This window comes from uncultured Sphingomonas sp. (genome assembly GCF_964244235.1).
Lineage (GTDB): Bacteria > Pseudomonadota > Alphaproteobacteria > Sphingomonadales > Sphingomonadaceae > Sphingomonas.
Genome location: NZ_CAXTII010000019.1, coordinates 1 through 14,661, shown reverse-complemented (window position 1 = coordinate 14,661; position 14,661 = coordinate 1). Strand labels below are relative to the sequence as shown.

General features: G+C 69.1%; 14 protein-coding genes. 6 read left to right on the top strand and 8 right to left on the bottom strand.

What is annotated here, in order from left to right; genetic code table 11:
- The first annotated feature begins 18 nt into the window (after positions 1-18).
- The gene (locus tag ACFE7D_RS05335) at positions 19-1,545 is read left to right on the top strand and encodes an acyl-CoA synthetase (protein ID WP_375394412.1); all 1,527 of its coding nucleotides are present in this window, start codon (positions 19-21) and stop codon (positions 1,543-1,545) included.
- An 11-nt stretch (positions 1,546-1,556) separates the two neighbouring features.
- Here ACFE7D_RS05335 and ACFE7D_RS05330 read toward each other — a convergent pair whose 3' ends face one another.
- Positions 1,557-2,468 carry an SDR family NAD(P)-dependent oxidoreductase gene (locus ACFE7D_RS05330; RefSeq protein WP_375394394.1) on the bottom strand — a complete coding sequence of 304 codons (912 nt, stop codon included), beginning with the start codon at positions 2,466-2,468 and terminating at the stop codon, positions 1,557-1,559.
- A gap of 83 nt (positions 2,469-2,551) precedes the next feature.
- Between ACFE7D_RS05330 and ACFE7D_RS05325 the strand changes: the two genes are divergently transcribed.
- Positions 2,552-3,721, top strand: a complete 1,170-nt coding sequence (locus tag ACFE7D_RS05325; protein WP_375394393.1) for an acetyl-CoA C-acetyltransferase — start codon at positions 2,552-2,554, stop codon at positions 3,719-3,721.
- On the top strand, positions 3,718-4,551 hold the full coding sequence (locus ACFE7D_RS05320) for an acyl-CoA thioesterase domain-containing protein (RefSeq protein ID WP_375394392.1): 834 nt from the start codon (positions 3,718-3,720) through the stop codon (positions 4,549-4,551). Before ACFE7D_RS05325 ends, ACFE7D_RS05320 begins: the two co-directional genes overlap by 4 nt.
- Before the next feature lie 110 nt (positions 4,552-4,661).
- On the opposite strand, the gene ACFE7D_RS05315 is transcribed toward ACFE7D_RS05320, so the two are convergent.
- Positions 4,662-5,114 carry a MaoC family dehydratase gene (locus tag ACFE7D_RS05315; protein WP_375394391.1) on the bottom strand — a complete coding sequence of 151 codons (453 nt, stop codon included), beginning with the start codon at positions 5,112-5,114 and terminating at the stop codon, positions 4,662-4,664.
- Between the two features lie 81 nt (positions 5,115-5,195).
- On the opposite strand from ACFE7D_RS05315, the gene ACFE7D_RS05310 reads away from it, so the two are divergent.
- Positions 5,196-5,858: a TetR family transcriptional regulator gene (locus ACFE7D_RS05310; protein WP_375394390.1), complete on the top strand. Its 663-nt coding sequence runs from the start codon at positions 5,196-5,198 to the stop codon at positions 5,856-5,858.
- Between the two features lie 13 nt (positions 5,859-5,871).
- On the opposite strand, the gene ACFE7D_RS05305 is transcribed toward ACFE7D_RS05310, so the two are convergent.
- The 3 genes from ACFE7D_RS05305 to ACFE7D_RS05295 are packed head-to-tail and all read right to left on the bottom strand — an operon-like array spanning position 5,872 to position 10,498.
- Complete coding sequence (locus tag ACFE7D_RS05305; RefSeq protein ID WP_375394389.1) at positions 5,872-7,203, bottom strand: phytoene desaturase family protein; 1,332 nt, start codon at positions 7,201-7,203, stop codon at positions 5,872-5,874.
- Positions 7,204-7,214: 11 nt separating this feature from the next.
- Entirely contained in the window at positions 7,215-8,420 is a 1,206-nt protein-coding gene (locus tag ACFE7D_RS05300) for an acetyl-CoA C-acetyltransferase (protein WP_375394388.1), read from the bottom strand.
- On the bottom strand, positions 8,420-10,498 hold the full coding sequence (locus ACFE7D_RS05295; RefSeq protein ID WP_375394387.1) for a 3-hydroxyacyl-CoA dehydrogenase NAD-binding domain-containing protein: 2,079 nt from the start codon (positions 10,496-10,498) through the stop codon (positions 8,420-8,422). Before ACFE7D_RS05295 ends, ACFE7D_RS05300 begins: the two co-directional genes overlap by 1 nt.
- A gap of 71 nt (positions 10,499-10,569) precedes the next feature.
- Between ACFE7D_RS05295 and ACFE7D_RS05290 the strand changes: the two genes are divergently transcribed.
- Together ACFE7D_RS05290 and ACFE7D_RS05285 are read left to right on the top strand one after the other, a co-directional pair.
- Positions 10,570-11,784: a CoA transferase gene (locus ACFE7D_RS05290; protein WP_375394386.1), complete on the top strand. Its 1,215-nt coding sequence runs from the start codon at positions 10,570-10,572 to the stop codon at positions 11,782-11,784.
- Positions 11,781-12,608: a MaoC family dehydratase N-terminal domain-containing protein gene (locus tag ACFE7D_RS05285; RefSeq protein ID WP_375394385.1), complete on the top strand. Its 828-nt coding sequence runs from the start codon at positions 11,781-11,783 to the stop codon at positions 12,606-12,608. The genes ACFE7D_RS05290 and ACFE7D_RS05285 overlap by 4 nt, the downstream gene beginning before the upstream one ends.
- Before the next feature lie 2 nt (positions 12,609-12,610).
- On the opposite strand, the gene ACFE7D_RS05280 is transcribed toward ACFE7D_RS05285, so the two are convergent.
- From ACFE7D_RS05280 to ACFE7D_RS05270, 3 genes are all read right to left on the bottom strand, one after another.
- A complete protein-coding gene (locus tag ACFE7D_RS05280; RefSeq protein ID WP_375394384.1) occupies positions 12,611-13,381 on the bottom strand; it encodes an enoyl-CoA hydratase/isomerase family protein in 771 nt (256 codons plus the stop codon).
- Positions 13,378-14,259: an alpha/beta hydrolase gene (locus ACFE7D_RS05275; RefSeq protein WP_375394383.1), complete on the bottom strand. Its 882-nt coding sequence runs from the start codon at positions 14,257-14,259 to the stop codon at positions 13,378-13,380. The genes ACFE7D_RS05280 and ACFE7D_RS05275 overlap by 4 nt, the downstream gene beginning before the upstream one ends.
- Positions 14,256-14,661 (bottom strand): SDR family NAD(P)-dependent oxidoreductase (locus ACFE7D_RS05270; protein WP_375394382.1); only part of this gene is annotated, 406 nt, incomplete at its 5' end. The genes ACFE7D_RS05275 and ACFE7D_RS05270, both read right to left, overlap by 4 nt.

The window sequence follows — 14,661 nt, the reverse complement described above, 5'->3', positions numbered from 1 at the left end:
AAGGAGAGGAAAACGATGATGCTGCACCCCTTCATTCACGCCCGCCTTGCCCCGGCGAAGCCGGCATTGACGATGGCGGGCTCGGGCAAGACGGTCGGCTACGCCGAGCTTGAGAGCCGAGCCAACCGAACGGCGCGGTTGCTTCGCGAAATCGATATCGGGCGCGGTGATACGGTCGCGGGCATCCTCGACAACGATCCCGCAATCTTTGAGTTTGCGTGGGCGGCGGACCGCGCTGGCTGTCACTACGTCCCCATATCGACCCGGCTGACGGCCGAGGAAGCCGCCTATATCGTCAACGACTCCGGCGCACGGGTAGTTTTCGCCAGCGCGGGCCTTATGATTGCGGCCGATTTGCCCGGGCACCTGGCGAACGGCCCCGCATTGCTGATGGCGGGCGAGGGACTCGGCGGATGGAGGAGCTGGGACGCAGCGGTCGCCACGCTATCCGACCAGCCAATTGCCGACGAGGCGGCCGGCGGATGCATGTTCTACTCCTCCGGCACGACCGGCCGTCCCAAAGGCATCAAGTGGCCGTTGCCCGGCGACATGCTCCAGCCGCCGTTCATCGCGCCGCTGCTGACCGGCGTGTACGGCGCGACAAGCGATTCGGTCTATCTCTCGCCCGCACCGCTCTATCATGCTGCGCCGCTCGTCCTGTCGATGACGATGCAGCGCCTGGGGTCGAAAATCGTGGTGATGGAGAGCTTCGATCCCGAGGCGGCACTGGCGGCGATCGAGCGGCACCGGGTGACGCTGGCCCAGTTCGTCCCCACGCATTTCATCCGCATGCTGCGGCTGCCGGACGCAGTGAAGGCACGGTACGACCTGTCGTCGCTGACGTGTGTCTTCCACGCCGCGGCACCCTGCCCAATCGAGATCAAGCGGGCGATGATCGACTGGCTGGGGCCGATCGTCCACGAATATTACTCGGGCAGCGAGGGGATCGGCGCGACCATCATCTCGCCCAAGGAGTGGCTGGAGCGGCCAGGCTCGGTCGGGCGCGTGCTCGGCGGCGCGATCCATGCCTGCGACGAGCGGGGCGAGCCGCTGCCGAGCGGGCGCGAGGGGGTGATCTATTTTGCAGGCGGGCAGGCGTGCGAATATCACAACGATCCGGCGAAGTCGGCCGAGATGCGCAACGCGCATGGCTGGGGCACGCTCGGCGACATCGGCATCGTCGATGCGGACGGCTATCTGTTCCTGACCGATCGCAGCAGCTTCATGATCATCTCGGGCGGGGTAAACATCTACCCGCAGGAGATCGAGAACGTGCTCGCGGTGCACCCCAAGGTTGCCGACGTGGCCGTCATCGGCGCGCCCGACGCCGACTTCGGCGAGCGGGTGGTCGCGGTGGTGCAGCCGATCGACATGGCCGACGCGACCCCCGCCTTCGCCGCGGAACTTCAGGCCTACTGCCGAGGCCGGTTGAGCGGCGTAAAGGTGCCCAGGCAAGTCGACTTCGCCGCGACGCTTCCCCGCCACGACACGGGCAAGCTCTACAAGCGTCTGCTGCGCGACCAATACCGGGAGGCAGCGGCGTAGACCCCCGTAGCTCAGAGCCGCGCAATCGCCTTCAGGTGATCGACGATATCGCCGAGCGGACCGGGCCTGACAGGCTTGGCACCCGCCATTGCCTCGATCTGCTCGCGCGCGCCGGCGATCATATCCGGCGTCACCGGCACCACTGGATCGAACTGCACCCCCGGCGTCTCGACGTAGCGCACGTTGCCGTAATGCCCGGCAATCGCCGTCAGGATCAGCCCCGACTGCGCACAATCCTCGCTCGCGAGCCATGCGACGGCGGGGGAGACGAGCTCTGGTCCCATGTAATCGCCGAGTTTGCCGAGATCGAAGCTCTCGGTCATCCGCGTGATCGCGGCTGGCGATATGCAGTTCACGTGGACGTTCTTGCGCGCGCCCTCCAGCGCCAGGCAGTTCATCATGCCGACCAGCCCCAGCTTGGCGGCGCCGTAGTTTACCTGCCCGAAATTGCCGTTCGTGCCGGCAGCGGAGGTGGTGAGGATCACCCGACCATACTGCCGCTCGATCATGTGCGGCCAGGCGGCGTGGGTGACGTTGAACGCGCCGAACAGGTGGACGCGCACCACGGCCTCGAAATCTTCGGCCGTCATCTTGGCAAAGCTGCGGTCGCGCAGGATGCCGGCGTTGTTGACGACGATGTCGAGGCCGCCGAACGCCTCGATGCATCGCGCGACCATCCGCCCGGCTCCATCAATGTCGGTTACACTGTCGTGACTGGCGACCGCTTCGCCGCCGCGCGCGCGGATTTCTTCAACCACTGTGTCGGCAGCCGCGGTGCTTGCCCCCTCGCCGCCCACCGCGCCACCAAGATCGTTGACCACGACCCTTGCGCCCAGCGCGGCGAATAGCAGAGCGTGCTGCCGCCCCAATCCACTGCCCGCGCCGGTGATCAGCGCTATGCGGCCGTCGAGTCTCGTGGTCATGCGTTTCCCCATATTGCCTTGGTGGCAGCGTTCGCTGTAAGCGAGTACAATAAGTTGTTTGACTGATCATTCAAGGACAGAACATGGCAGAGGCGTTCATCGTCGCGGCGGCACGGACGGCGGGAGGGCGACGCAAGGGGCGGCTGGCGGGCGTCCATCCGGCGGATCTGGCCGCACACGTCCTTGATGCGGTGGTCGCGCGGGCCGGCATCGATCCCGCCGAGGTGGAAGACGTGGTGATGGGTTGCGTCGGACAAATCGGCGAGCAGAGCTTCAACGTCGCGCGGCAGGCCGTGCTGACCTCGGTGCTGCCGCAGGGCACGCCCGCGACCACGGTCGACCGGCAGTGCGGCTCCTCGCAGCAGGCGCTCCACTTCGCGGCGGCGACGGTCATGGCGGGGCAGATGGACGGGGTGATCGCCGCCGGCGTCGAGAGCATGACCCGCGTTCCGATGATGACCAATTATTCGGTCGCCGCGAAGGCCGGGATGGGCGGCCCCTATTCGGACGCGCTCAAGCTTCGCTACCCCGGCGAGGACTTCAGCCAGTTCGCCAGCGCGGAGCGTATCGCGCGCGAGCACGGTCTCGACCGCGCCACGCTCGACGCGTTCGCGCTTGCCAGCCATCGCAAGGCAGCGGCGGCGACCGAGCGGGGCGACTTCGCCGACGAGATCGTCGCGATCGAGGTGGTAACCGCCGCCGGCATCGAGACACATCGCGTCGACGAGGGTATTCGCACCGACGCATCGCTGGAGGCAATCGGCGGAGTCGATCCGATCGTCCCGGGCGGCTTGGTATCCGCCGCCTCCGCCAGCCAGCTCTGCGACGGCGCGAGCGCGGTCCTGATCGCCAGCGGCGCGGCGGTCGCGCGACTCGGCCTGACGCCGCTCGCACGCATTCATACGATGACGGTGACCGCGGGCGATCCGGAGAACATGCTCGAGGAACCCCTGTTCGCGACGGACAAGGCGCTGAAGCGCGCCGGCATGACGATCGACCAGATCGATCTGTATGAGGTGAACGAAGCGTTCGCGCCCGTGCCGCTCGCCTGGGCGAAGCATGTCGGCGCCGACCTGGACAAGTTGAACGTCAACGGCGGCGCGATCGCGCTCGGGCACCCGCTCGGCGCTTCGGGGACGAAGCTGATGACCACGCTGGTCCATGCGCTGCGCCGCCGTCGCTTGCGCTGGGGATTGCAGACGATGTGCGAGGGCGGTGGCCAGGCAAACGTCACCATCGTCGAGGCGCTGTGAGCCGAGCGATCGCGGCGCGACCGCTCGATCCGGGTCGCCTGCTGCTTCATGCCGCCACGCCGTTCACGCGCGCGATTGGCGTGGATATACTCGAATGGGGCGGGGGGCGGGCGACTACGCGAGTCGTGCCCAACGCGCGGATCGCGCGCGCGACGAACGATCCGCGCCCGCATCCGCTCGTGCTACCGGGCATCGCCGACGACGTGCTCAGCCACGCCTTCGGCTGCGTCGTCGCCCCGCAGCAGGGGCTGTCGACACTCGACCTGTGGCTTGGGATCGACGAACGCGATCCAGACGGTTCGCCGATCATCGCGACATCGCAGATTCTGTCGCTCGCCGGCACCAGCGGGACCGCCAGCGCGAGCATCGCCGATGGCGGCGGACTGCTGGCGACGGCGACCGCGACGTTCCTGATCGGGCAATACCCAGGCGGGCGTGGCCCGGACGCGAGGCTGATCGGTCGCTACGATGCGACCAGCAGCGACGGTCCGTTGCCGTCGCTGCTGGGGCTGGAGGGACGACCGGGAACGCCGGCGTTCGCGTCGGGCAACCCGGCGGTGATCGGGTGGGAGAGCGGCCCGTCACTCCATGGCGGCGCGATCGCGGCGCTGCTGATGGTGGCGTGCCAGGGATGCGGCGGCCTCCCGGACCAGCGGCTCGGGTCGGTCGCGGTGCGCTTCCTGCGGCCGTGCATCGGCTCAGCGCTACGGGCGGAGGCGCAGCTCGACCGGGCCGGGCGCCAGGCGAGCCATGTCTCGGCGCTGGCCTTCAGCGACGCCCCGAAGCCTGCGGCGATGGCGACCGCTACCTTCGTCCGGCGCGACGGGTGACCCGGGTAACGCCTGCCGCGTCGCTACCTCCCCGTACATCACTTCCATCGCGCCATACTCTTCCGGGAAGGCAAGGCTGATCGGATCGTGCGCTCATCGGCCCACCCCGCTCAGTCGATATAGAGGATGATGAGGTCGGCGATCAGCGCTGGCTTCTTCGCGCCCTCGATCTCGAATTGCGCCTCGCAGGTGATCTTCAACCCGCCCGACGTCGGTTCCGCTTCCCTGGCGGTCATCGTCAGGCGCAGCCGCGCACCGACCGGCACCGGTGCCAGAAAACGCAGCCGGTTCGACCCGACATTGATGATCCGCGCAGCACGGACATCGAAGACCAGCGGCATCAGCGTGCCGAGCAGCGACAGCGTCAGATAACCATGAGCGATCGTCGTGCCGCCCGGTGCCTCACGCGCCGCGCGCTCGACATCGACATGAATCCATTGCCGGTCGCCGGTCGCCTTTGCAAAGTCGTCGATCATCGACTGCGTCACGGTCACCCAGTCGCTGGGCCCGTGCGGCTCGCCCATCGTGGCAGCGAAGGCGGCGGCGTTCTCGAACTGGCGCATACAGGTCCTCTGATCGGGTGACGCTTGACACATTCGGTCAAAGTAAGGCTTGTGAACGCCCAGGCAAGGATTGAACGATCAATGAAGAGCGTATCGGCAGCAGTACCCCGCAAACGACGCAACCCTTCTGCGCCTCGCATCGACACGCGCGACGCGCTGCTGACCGCGGCCAGCGACCTGATGATCGAGAAGGATTCGATCGACTTCTCGCTGATGGAAGTCGGTGCGCGCAGCGGGATGAGCGCGGCGTTGGTGCAGTACCATTTCGGCAGCAAGGAAGGACTGATGCTGGCGATCATCGAGCGCGGCGTCGCGCGCGCGACGAGCCAACTTGGCGAACTGGCCGACCGGCCGCTGCCTGCGGCCGAGAAGCTGCGGCTGCACATCAACGGGCTGGTCACCACTTATCTCAAGATGCCTTACACCAACCGGCTGCTCCACGTGCTCATGCAGGGCGACGATGAAGCGCGCGCGCGCCAGGTGAGCGAACTGTACATCAGGCCGATCGCCGCCTTCTACCGCGCGCTGCTCGCGCAGGGCGTGGCGGAGGGCAGCTTTCGCCCGATCGAGCCGATGTTCTTTTATTTCCTGGTGATCGGCGCTTGCGAGCATCTGGCGGCGCGGCGGACGGTGATGCGCTTCGTGTTCGACATCAATGGCGTGACCGATAGCCTGCGACGCGACTATGTCCAGTTCGTATACGACACGGTGATGGGCGGCATCGCGCCGCTGTCTGCCGGCTGACCGGACACTGTGCCTATGCATGCGCCGCGACCGACGTTGTGGCGGCGAGCGGCGGCAGCTGCGCCAGCACCTGCTCGGCGACGATGCGCGCGGTGTCGAAACAGGCCTGCGTCCCGCCGTCGCCATAGGGCTTCACCGAATCGCCGACGTTCCACAATCCTGCCACGGGGGTTGCCTGTTCCATGTCGTAGCCGGCACAGGTGCGCTGGGCAGGCCAGTTGCCGCGCATGACGCGCAGGCTGAGGATGCGCGATCCCCGAAACTTGGGAAACTCGTCCTCTAATTCGGCGAGCGCCGCTGCCGTCTCGGCTTCCTCGTCGAAGTCGCCGAGCGCCGGGATCGGGACGGCATAGGCGGTGTAGAGCCGCCAGCCCGGCGGTGCCATTTCGGGGCAGGTCGCGGTCATCTCGCCGATGTTGCACAGACGCCGGGTATTCGCGAAGGTCACGAGGCCGGGAACGTCGAGCAATTGCTCCCGCGTCGCGAAGTCGATCGCGATGTTGGCGGCGGCGTTGATGGTGGCGCGGGCGCGAGCGACGTAGGCGGCGCCCATCGCGTCCTCCCCGGCGAGCGCGATGGTGGCGAGCGCGCCGGCGTTGCTGATGATGGCATCCGCGGCGGCAATGCGCATGGCCCCGTCCGGCCCGACGAGCGTAACGCCGGTCGCGCGACCGTCCTCGACGAGGATCCGGTCGACCCGCGTCTCCAGCCGGATGTCGCCGCCCTTGCGGAGAATGCCGTCGGCCAGGTCGTTCCACACCCCGATCGTCCCGCGCGGACAGAAGCCGAAGCGCTTGAACGCGCCCTTCTGCGCGAAGTAGATCAGGAAGGCGCGCGCGGGCAGTTCGCTTGAATTGGCCGCGAAGATTGCCGCGCACAGGTTGCGGAACAGCCCGTGCACCGTCCTGTTTTTCGTGTAGCCGCGCAGCCACTCCTCGGTCGACAGCCTGGCCTCGGGCAGGTCGCCGTTGCGCGCGTCAGCGAACTTCGCGCCGATCCTCGCCGCCTGCTTCGTCACGCCGCCGAGCAGCAGCGCCCAACCGCCCTTGGTGACGTTGACCGTCTTGCCGTCGATGCGGAAGACCGTGGCGGGCGACGGCTCGCGTACGTCTAGCGCGACGCCGGTTTCGGCCAGCGTCTGCTCGAAGATGCCTCCCTTCTCCAGCGCGATCGCGCCCTGGTTGATGACGAACCCGTCCACGACGTGCGACGTCGCGCGCCCGCCGACGCGGTCATGGTCGTCGACCAGCAGCACCGAGCGGCCGGCATTGACCATCCGCGCCGCCGCCGCGAGCCCGCCTGCGCCCGCGCCTACTACTATCACGTCAAAGCGTTCGTCGGCCATTCCGTCTCTCCTCAAGCTTTCTCGAAGACCGCCGCCAGACCCTGGCCGCCGCCGATGCACATCGTTTCCAGTCCCCAGCGCGCGTGCCGCCGCTGCATTTCGCGGGTCAGCGTCGCCAGGATGCGCCCGCCGGTCGCGCCGATCGGGTGGCCAAGCGAGATGCCCGAGCCGTTGACGTTAAGCCGCTCCAGTCGCGCGTCCTCCGCGTCCCAGCCCCAGCCCTTCAGCACCGCGAGCACCTGCGGCGCGAACGCCTCGTTCAGCTCGATCACGCCGATATCATCCCAGCCGAGTCCCGTGCGGCGGAACAGCCGCTCGACCGCAGGCACTGGCCCAATTCCCATCCGCGACGGCTCGCAGCCTGCCGCCGCCCAACCGCCGAACCACGCGATCGGCTCCAGCCCGAGCGGTGCCAGCATGTCCTCGCCGACGACCAGGCAGGCAGCGGCGGCGTCGTTCTGCTGGCTGGCGTTGCCGGCGGTGACCACGCCGCCTTCGAGCGGCCTGAGCTTGCCCAGCGAATCAACGGTGGCGTCGGCGCGAATGCCCTCGTCGTGGGCGAAGACGAGCGGCTCACCGCGCTTCTGCGGCACCGTCACCGGCACCGTTTCATCGTCGAACCGCCCCGCCGTCCTCGCCGCGGCCGCGCGCTGATGACTGCGCACCGCATAGGCATCGCATTCGGCGCGGGTGATGTCCCAGTCACGCGCAAGGTTGTCGGCGGTCTCGATCATGCCGGAGATGACGCCGAAGCGCTCGATCGGCTGGGACATGATGCGTCCGCGCGTCAGCCGGTCGTGGAGCATCGTCGATCCCGATCGCGCGCCGTGGCGATGGTCGATCGAGTAATATTCGACGTTGGACATGCTCTCGACGCCGCCCGCGAGCACGCAGTCCGCCGCGCCGGTCTGGATCATCATCGCGGCATCGATCACCGCCTGAAGCCCCGAGCCGCAACGGCGGTCGAGCTGATAGCCCGGCACCTCGACCGGTAGCCCGGCGGCCAGCGCCGCCCAGCGCCCGATCGCAGGTGCCTCGCCATTGCCATAGCCTTGCGCGAACACGACATCGTCGATCCGGGCGGGGTCGACGCCGGTTCGCGTCATCAGCGCGCGGATGACGATCGCGGCGAGCTCGCCCGCCGGCAGCGCGGAGAGGGTGCCGCCGAAGCGACCGACAGGTGTCCGCAGCGGCGCGACGATGGCGGCACGGCGCATCAGCGCGCCTCCTCGAACGTGCGGCCCCGCGCGGCCAGCTCGGCCAGCAGCGGCGCGACCGCGAAGTCGGCACCGTGCGCCGCCTCCAGAGCCGACAGTGTCTCGACAATCTTCGGCAGCCCTTCGAGGCCGGCCCAGAACATTGGCCCGCCCCGGTAGCGCGGCCAGCCGTAGCCGGCGAGCCACACCACATCGATATCGGCCGCGCGCGCCGCCTTGCCCTCGGCAAGAATGCGCGCACCTTCGTTGACCATCGGATACAGCGTGCGCGCGCGGACCTCGTCGTCGCCGATCGCGCGCCGGGCGATGCCGGCGCGCGCGGCGAATTCGAGGACGATGCGCTCGACCTCGGGCGACGGCAGCGGGGTTCGCCCGCCGTCAGGATAATCATAATAGCCGGCGCCCGCCTTCTGCCCGAAGCGCCCGCGCTCGTTGAGAACGTCGCGCACCGTCGCCGAACGCGATGTCGCCTTGTCCCAACCGACGTCATTGCCGGCCAGGTCGCGCATTTGAAACGGACCCATCGGAAAGCCGAACCCGGTCAGCACCCGGTCGACGTCCCACGGCAGCGCGCCTTCGAGTAACAGCTTCTCGGCCTCGCGCTGGCGCGGCGCGAGCATGCGGTTGCCGACGAAGCCCCAGCCGTTGCCGACGACCACCCCGGTCTTGCCGATCCGTTTGGCGAGCGCGAGCGCGGTGGCGATTACCGCTGGTGCGGTGGCGGTCGCGCGCACGATCTCAAGCAACCGCATGATGTTGGCGGGCGAAAAGAAGTGCAGCCCCACGACGTGGCCGGGTCGTGTGGTGGCGGCGGCGATTGCGTCGATGTCGAGATAGGAGGTGTTGGTCGCCAGGATCGCGCCCGGCCGTGCCAGGCGATCGAGCCGGGCGAACAACGCGGTCTTGATGTCGAGCTGCTCGAACACCGCCTCGACGATCAGGTCGCATCCCTCGACCGCCTCGATCGCCAGCGTCGGGTTTAGCCGCGCTAACCGCTCTTCAACCTGTCCAGCCGAGAGCCGCCCCTTGGCCGTTTGGGCCGCGTATGTGCGGCGGATCGTCGCGAGGCCACGGTCCAGCGCCGGCTGCCCGGTTTCGACCAGCGTCACCGCCAGCCCGCCGTCGAGCATCGTCATCGCGATCCCCGCGCCCATCGTCCCGGCGCCGATGACCGCGACGCAGTCGACCGGTAGCGGCGCAACGTTCTTCGCGAGTCCCGGCACCTTGGCGACGGCGCGCTCGGCAAAGAAGGCGTGACGTTGCGCGAGCGACTGATTGCCCGCGAACAGGACGTCAAACAGCCGCCGTTCCTCGCGTTGCCCCTCGTCGAACGGCAGCGCCACCGCCGCCTCGATCGCGCGGATGTTATACTCGGGTGCGTCGAAGCCGCGGAACGCCTTGGCGTGGGCGGCGCGGAAGCGGTTGAAGATGTCCAGGTCGCCACGCGCTTCGACCAGCCGGTCGTTGCGGTCGCGCAGTCGCGGGAGCGGATCACCGGCGGCAAGCTTGCGGGCAAGCGCGACGGCATCCTCCACGAGCCGGCCCTCGCCCGCCAGCGCGTCGACCAGCCCCAGTGCCAGCGCCTGGCGCGCTCCGACATGCCGGCCGCTCGTGACCAGATCAAGCGCGACCTCGACACCGACGATGCGCGGCAGGCGCTGCGTGCCCCCTGCCGCCGGGAGCAGCCCGAGCTTCACCTCCGGCAGGCCAAGCTGTGCGGATGGCGTGGCGATTCGGGCACCGCAGACCAGCGCCAGCTCCAGCCCGCCGCCCAGCGCCGTGCCGTGGATGGCGGCGACGATCGGCTTGGCCGAATCTTCGAATACCTGCTGGACGTCGCGCAGCAGCGGCGGTCGCGGGCCGGCGGCGAATTCGGTGATGTCGGCCCCGGCGAAGAAAGTGCGACCCGCGCAGGTCACCACCACCGCGTCGACGCCTGAATCGGCGAGCGCACGGTCCAGCGCGGCGATCAGGCCCTCGCGAACCGGCAGGGACAATGCATTAACCGGTGGATGGTCGACAGTGACGATGGCGATTCGCTCGTCCACCCTGTAATCCGTCGTGGCATTCATCTGCATACGAACGCTCCTCCTGTCTCTATTTGACCGCTCAATCAAAACTTGGCAAGGGTTTGCGCGGAAGGAATCGGATGTATCAGCTGCTAACGGGAATACGGGTCGTCGAGGCGTCCTCGTTCGTCGCCTGCCCCAGTGCCGGGCTTTATATGGCACAGCTGGGTGCAGAGGTGATTCGCATCGATCAGATTGGCGGCGGTCCCGATTTTCACCGCTGGCCACAGGACGCGAATGGCGCGAGCTTGTATTGGGAGGGACTGAACAAGGGCAAGAAATCGGTCGCGCTCGATCTCGGGCGACCGGAGGGACGCGAAGTGGCGCAGCGGCTTGCGACCGCGTCCGGCCCCGGCGGCGGTTGTTTCCTCACCAACTACCCCGTCGCCGGCTTTCTCTCGCATGAGCGGCTGCGGACGCTGCGCGCCGATCTGGTGACGGTGCGGGTGATGGGTCTGGCCGATGGCGGCTCAGCACTCGATTATACGGTCAATTGCGCGGTTGGAGTGCCGCACATGACCGGCCCCGCTTCGCTGGGCGAACAACCGGTCAACCATGTCCTGCCGGCCTGGGATTTGCTGACCGGCGCATATGCCGCCTTCGCGCTGCTGGCAGCGGCCCGGGCGCGGGCGGACGATGGGCTGGACCGCGAGGTGCGAGTGCCGCTGATGGACATGGCGGCGGCGACGCTGTCGAACCTGGGTCAGGTCGCCGAGGTGATGCTCTCGGGTGCGGACCGGCCGCGATATGGTAATGATGTGTTCGGTGCGTTCGGGCGGGACTATGTCACCGCGTGCGGCTCACGCATCATGCTGATGGCGATCACGCCGCGCCAATGGTCGGGCCTGGTCGAGGCGCTGTCGATCGAGGCGGTGGTGGCGGACGTGGAGGCCGTGCGCGGCATCTCGTTCGCGACCGACGAGGGGCTGCGCTTCACGCACCGGGACGTGCTGGTACCGATCGTCGCGAGCGCGGTGGCGGCGCGGCGGCTCGATGCGCTGGTGCCAGCGTTCGACCGGCTCGGCGTGTGCTGGGGTCCGTATCGCTCGCTGACCGAAGCGCTGGCGGCCGACGGACCGTTCGTCGCGCCGCTGTTTGCCGACATCGATCATCCCAGCGGCCACCGCTATCCCGCGGCGGGCGCTCCTGCCACGCTTCCGGCGGCGGAGCGCCAGGCCCCGCGCCGCGCGCCGCGACTGGGCGAGCATGGCGAGGAAGTGCTCGCCGACCTGCTTGGAATGGATTCGAGCGAAATCGGCCGGCTGCACGATGCCGGCATCGTCGCGTTCGCATGACGGGCAGGTTCGACCCATGGATCGGCCGCGCCAGGGTCGACCGCGAGCGCGTCACGCCGGCGATGCTGGCGCGCTTCCTGGCGACGATCGACGCCTCCCCCCAAGCGGGTGTGCCGCAAGGGTTCCACTGGTGCCTGGCGCCGCCCTCCGTCGCGACGGCACTGCTCGATGCGGACGGCCACCCGCCGCGTGGCGATTTCCTGCCGCCGGTCGCGTTGCCTCGGCGGATGTGGGCGGCAAGCCGGGTCGAATTCCTTAATCCCATCGCCCCCGACGATGCGCTCGAACGGCGCTCGACGGTCGCGGCCGTCATCGCCAAGCGAGGCGCGACAGGCGACCTGGTCTTCGTCGAAATCGACCACCTTACCCGCACGGACGGAGCAATCGCGGTGCGCGAGCGCCAGACGATCGTCTATCGTGGTGCAGCCACGGCGCCCACGCCGCTGCCGCCCGTCATCACGCCCGACCTGTCGGATTGGCCGTGGCGGCGCACGGTGATGCCGGGCGTGGCGATGCTGTTCCGCTATTCCGCGATGACCTTCAACACGCATCGCATCCATTACGACCTGCCCTACGCCACCGACGCGGAAGGATATCCCGCACTGGTCGTCCACGGACCGTTGACGGCGACGCTGCTGCTCGATCTGTGCGCGCGCCAGCTCGGGCCGGATGCGCTCGCCCGCTTCGACTTCCGCGCGGCCTCGCCCGCGTTCGTGGACCAGCCCTTGCACCTGGTCGGTCGACCAGAAGCCGGCGCGATCACGCTCGCCGCACTCGGCGGCGACGGACGCACGGTCATGACGGCGAGCGCCATCGCGCGCTGACGTCAGTCGAACACCGGCGCCCGCTTCGCCTTGAAGGCGGCGTGGCCCGCGCGGAAGTCGTCGCCGGTGAGCAGCGCAACCTGATCGTCCGCTTCCCGCCGCAGCGCCTCGTCCAGCGTCGGGGCCGGTTCGCGCCACCGCATCTTGGCCGCGGCGACCGCCCCCCGTGGCAGTCGCGCCAGCTCGACCGCACGCGCCAGCGCCGCGTCGGCGACCTCGTCGTCGGGCACCAGCGTGTCGGCGAGGCCGATGCGCGCCGCCTCCTCGCCGCGCAGCTCGCCGCCCCCCAAAACCAGCCGCCTTGCCGCCGCCAGCCCGATACGCTGCGGCAAGGTGTGCATCAGCCCCCAATCGGGTATCAGCCCGAGCCGGAAGAACGGCAGCAGGAACCGGGTGCCCGGCCCCGCGACCACCCAGTCGCCGAGTAGCGCAAGTCCGACCACCGCGCCTGCGGCCGCGCCTTCCGCGGCGGTGACGATCGGCCACGGCGCCGTCACGACGAGTCGGCACAGCCGGTGGATATGGTCCAGCCGCGCCCGCGCGGCCGCCGCATCGAGGCCGCCCATCGACGGTACGTCGCCGCCGGCCGACAGGTGCCCGCCGACGCCGCCGATCAGCAGCGCGCGCGTGTCCGTGTTGCCCGACGCCGCCTCCAGCACCTCGATCATCGCATCGCGCACCGCGAAATCGACCGCGTTGCGCTTTTCCGGCCGGTTGATCCGCAGCCGCAGCACGCCCGGCGCGGGCCGGTCGGCGATCACGACGGCGCTCATGCCGTGTCTTTCAGGAACGCGCCGATTTCGGCGATCGCCGCGCGCGCTTCCGGTAATTCGGCAGCGAATTGCTGGAAGACGTGGATCATGCCGGGCCAGACGCTCAGCCGCGCGTCGCCGCCCGCGGCGGCGCGCACGACCAGTCCGCGCGCATCGTCCAGCACCACCTCGCGGTCGCCGACCTGAACCAGCATCGGCGGCCAGCCGGCCATGTCGGCCGCGATCGGCGAGGCGAGCGGATCTAGCGGATCGGCGCCGTTCAAATAAGCGCGCGCCATCGCCAGCAAGCCGTCGCGCGTATGGAGCGGGTCGGCCGCCGCGCGGCTTGCATAGCTGTCGCCGCGCGCCGCCAGATCGGTCCAGGGAGACAGCAGCGCCACGCGGGCGGGCAGCGGCCAGCCGAGGCGAGCGCACCGCACCAGGCCGGCGAGCGCCAGGTTGGCCCCCGCCGAATCGCCCGCCCAGGCGACGGTCCCTGCATCCCGTATGTCGAGCAGCGCCCGCCAGAACGCCTCCAGCGCGTCGATCGCCGCGGGGAACGGGTGCTCCGGGACAAGCGGATAATCGAGTGCGAGTCCGGCCATTCCGCTCGCGGCCGAGAGGCGCGCCACCAGGTCGCCATGCGAATCCGAAGACCCGGCGCGATAGCCGCCGCCATGAAAATACACGAAGATCCGGGTCCGCCCGGTACCCGGCGCGGCGATCCAGCGCGCCGGCATCCCGCCGATCGTGACCTGCTCCACATCGACATCCGCGCCCGGCGGCGGGAACAGCGCATTCCAGTCGGCGCGGATCGTCGCGATCGGAGTCGCGCGGTTCCAGCGCGCATAGGTCGCGTGGATCCGCGCGACGATCGCGTCGATTTCCGTGCCGCTCACAGCCCCATGCCGCCGGAGACGCCAAGCACCTCGCCCGTCACGAACGCGGCGCCGTCGCCCGTCAGATACAGCACCGCCGCCGCCACCTCCTCGGGCTCGCCGAGCCGCCCGAGGAGCGTCGCCGCCGTCATCGCCGCCAGCAGGCGGTCGCCGCCCTTGGCCACCGCGCGCTCCAGCAGCGGCGTCCGGATCGGCCCGGGACACACGACATTGGCGGTGATGCCGTAACGCGCGTTCTCGATGGCGATCGACCTGCTGAACGCGATCGCGCCGCCCTTCGCCGCCGCATAGACCGCGCCGCCGCGCGAACCCCGCCGCCCCGCCTCCGACGCGATCGTTATCACACGGCCCCAGCCCGCCGCCTGCATCCCGGACAGCACCGCGTGCGTGCAGGCCAGCACC